This is a genomic window from Arthrobacter sp. Hb9-2 (genome assembly GCF_059091165.1).
Genome location: NZ_JBNHGJ010000080.1, coordinates 1 through 3,093 on the forward strand (window position 1 = coordinate 1; position 3,093 = coordinate 3,093).

Here is a 3,093-nt window from a genome sequence, read left to right on the forward strand (position 1 = left end):
CGGTGGCCGACGCGGCAGCCTCAGCGGAAGCCGGGCCGGCAGGAAGCAGCAGCGCCCGGGCCTGGATGGTCAGCAAGGTCACAACACGGTCCAGCGGGCCTGCCGGGCTTCCGCCGGCGGCCGCATTCCCCCCGGCGGCGGCAAGCGCCAGCCCGGTGGAACGCAGACTCAGAGTCTGTTCCAGCGCAGCTGCTCGCGCCTGTTCAGAAAACGGCGGTTCCGCGGGTGCAGGCGGTTCAGCCGGGATCAGGGCGAAACCCAGGCTCAGGACAAGGAGGGCTGTGAGCGACAAAACGGCGTACCGGAAATAGCGCTTTCGTGGCGGGTTTTCCTGGCTGTCGTCTTTCACAACAGACCATGGTGCCACGCCGGGAGGGAAATTCCGTGCACCAATGAACCGGTAAAATAGCTACGCTAGTACACACAACATCATCTAACGGGAGGCGGCCGGCATCGTGAGCAATGCAGAAGCCACGGCTTCATCAGACCATACCGGAACGGGTAAGGCTGACGCCGCACACAATCCGGAAGCTGCACGGCTCAGGGCCCTCCTTGAACCCTCGGTCCAGGCCAACCGCCTGTACCTTGAGGACGTGGCGATCATCCCCGGTTCGCACCGGGTGGTCCACGTAGTGGTGGACCTTCCCCAGGAAGAAACCGGCGGAGTGAGCCTCGACGTCATCGCCGACATCTCCAAGGTCCTGTCCGACGTGCTGGACAACGATCCTGCCGACGACGGCCGTCCCTACGACCTCGAAGTCTCGTCACCGGGAGTCGGCCGGCCGCTGACAGAACCCCGCCACTGGCACCGCGCCAAAGGCAGGATGGTCAAGGTCAACGTTGTCCAGGGCGACAACATCATGGGCCGCATCAAGTCCGTGGATGACGCCGGCGTGACGCTTGTGCCCGAGATCGCGGTCAAAAAGGGAATGAAGCCCAAGCAAGGCGATCCCATCAAGCTTCCTTTCGACAGGATCCGCAACGGAAAAGTCGAGATCGAATTCAGCCACCTCAACGAGGACGGTCTGGAACCTGAACACAATGGACCTTCTGAGGAGGCCTGATGGATATTGACATGAGCGCACTGAGACTTCTGGAGCGTGAGCGTGAAATCCCGCTGGACCTCCTGATCCCCACCATTGAGCAGGCGCTCCTGGTGGCTTACCACAAGTCGCCCGGCGCCTTCGAAAAGGCCCGCGCGGAGCTGGACCGCAAGAGCGGCCACGTGACTATCTGGGCCGTAGAGATTGACGACGACGGCGCCCCCATCGGCGAGTTCGAGCACACCCCGGAGGGGTTCGGCCGCATCGCCGCAAGCACCGCCCGCCAGATCATCCTGCAGCGGCTGCGCGACGTCGAGGACGACAACGTCCTGGGCGAGTTCAAGGGCCGCGAAGGCGAACTGGTGTCCGGAACCATCCAGCAGGGCCACAACCCGCACATGGTCCAGGTGAATCTCGGCACCGTTGAAGCGCTCCTGCCCCCGCCCGAACAGGTTCCGGGGGAAAAGTACATCCACGGCAACCGCCTGCGTGCCCTGGTCATCGATGTCCACCGTGGGAACAAGGGACCGTCCGTGACGCTTTCCCGGTCCCACCCGGGACTGGTCCGGAAACTCTTCGAACTGGAAGTACCGGAAATCGCCGACCGCTCCGTCGAGATCGTGGCACTGGCCAGGGAAGCAGGCCACCGCACCAAGATTGCCGTCAAGGCCAACACCCCGGGCATCAACGCCAAGGGTGCGTGCATCGGCGAAATGGGGTCACGCGTCCGTGCAGTGATGACGGAGCTCAACGACGAAAAGATCGACATCGTCGATTTCAGCGAGAACCCTGCCACATTCATTGCCAGTGCACTGTCCCCATCACGGGTGAATTCGGTCACCATCACCGACGAAGCCACCCGCTCCGCCCGTGTGGTGGTTCCCGACTACCAGCTGTCCCTGGCGATCGGCAAGGAGGGCCAGAACGCCCGCCTGGCTGCCAAACTCACCGGCTGGCGGATCGACATCGTCTCCGACGCCGCAACCGCGCGCGAAAACTAGCTGCCCGGGCAAGGGCAAACCAGCTGCCCGCCACGGGCTGCCACGCCGGAACCGCAGCGGCGTTTCGGGCAGAACGGCCCGGAGGGGCTAGAATAGAAAAGGCCGCGCCCAACGGCCGGCAGTCGTGCGCCCTGTGCGTGCCCCCTTTCGCTGAGCAAGCGAAAGGTCAGGCATTCCGGAGCCAGCAGATATGAACGTCAGGAAGATGACCGTGGCAGTGCTTTCCACCGGGAATCAACCGGAACGTACCTGCATCGGCTGCCGGAAAAAGGGCAAGCGGAATGTATTACTCCGGCTCGTCGCCGAAGGCAGCGGATCATCCACTGTCCTGGTGGATGAACGACGCCGGATGGCTGGCCGGGGTGCATGGCTGCACCCCAGCGAATCGTGCCTGGCTCTGGCGATCAAACGGCGGGCTTTCGGACGTGCCCTTGCGGGCGCAACCGGAACGGCCGCCGTCGAAGACTGGATCAAGTCAGGCACGAGAGTTGCAGCCACGGCAACTGCAACACCAACCGTCCAACCTGAAAGCGGGTCAGAAATCTGATGGAAACCCGATGAGTTCCCAGCGATGAGTGCGCAACGATGACAACTTTGTTGCGCTCTGCAATGGGCCCTTCTGCAGTAATCGCGGCTTGGGTCCGCAGTAAGAAGTAGACGGTTCGTGCCTGGCTCGGTGCGGACCGAGACAGGAGAAATGTGGCCAAGGTCCGCGTACATGAGCTCGCCAAAGAGCTCGGTATTACTTCCAAAGATGCAGTGACAAAACTGCAGGAACTGGGCGAATTCGTTCGCTCCGCCTCTTCCACCATTGAGGCCCCCGTTGTGCGTAAACTGCGCAACGCCTTCCCCGATGCTGCTGCCAAGGCATCAGCACCGGCCGCCGCGCCCAAGGCAACCGCTCCGGCGGCCGAAGCGCGTCCTTCAACCCCCGCTCCGGGTCCGGCAGCGCCCAAGGCTCCGGCCCCCAAGGCACAGGCACCTGCCCCCGCAGCTCCGGCTGCACCGGCCCCCGCTCCTGCGGCACCGGCAGCCAGCGCCCCTGCGGC

The 3,093-nt window shown here is 63.8% G+C and carries 4 protein-coding genes and 1 pseudogene; 4 read left to right on the top strand and 1 reads right to left on the bottom strand.

The annotated features are described in order from the left end of the window. A pseudogene (locus AC5RV1_RS21230) lies at positions 1-349 on the bottom strand (DUF4439 domain-containing protein); the annotation flags it as partial. A 106-nt stretch (positions 350-455) separates the two neighbouring features. On the opposite strand from AC5RV1_RS21230, the gene rimP reads away from it, so the two are divergent. The 4 genes from rimP to AC5RV1_RS21250 all read left to right on the top strand — a co-directional run. Then, positions 456-1,064 (top strand): ribosome maturation factor RimP, encoded by a 609-nt coding sequence (rimP, locus tag AC5RV1_RS21235; RefSeq protein WP_163164470.1) that lies wholly within the window; start codon positions 456-458, stop codon positions 1,062-1,064. Further along, entirely contained in the window at positions 1,064-2,044 is a 981-nt protein-coding gene (nusA, locus tag AC5RV1_RS21240; RefSeq protein WP_163164472.1) for a transcription termination factor NusA, read from the top strand. The genes rimP and nusA overlap by 1 nt, the downstream gene beginning before the upstream one ends. Positions 2,045-2,234: 190 nt before the next feature. Continuing rightward, positions 2,235-2,591 carry a YlxR family protein gene (locus AC5RV1_RS21245; protein ID WP_493995937.1) on the top strand — a complete coding sequence of 119 codons (357 nt, stop codon included), beginning with the start codon at positions 2,235-2,237 and terminating at the stop codon, positions 2,589-2,591. A 152-nt stretch (positions 2,592-2,743) separates the two neighbouring features. Then, positions 2,744-3,093, top strand: a 350-nt coding sequence (locus tag AC5RV1_RS21250) for a translation initiation factor IF-2 N-terminal domain-containing protein (RefSeq protein ID WP_493995938.1), incomplete at its 3' end; no start/stop codon positions are given.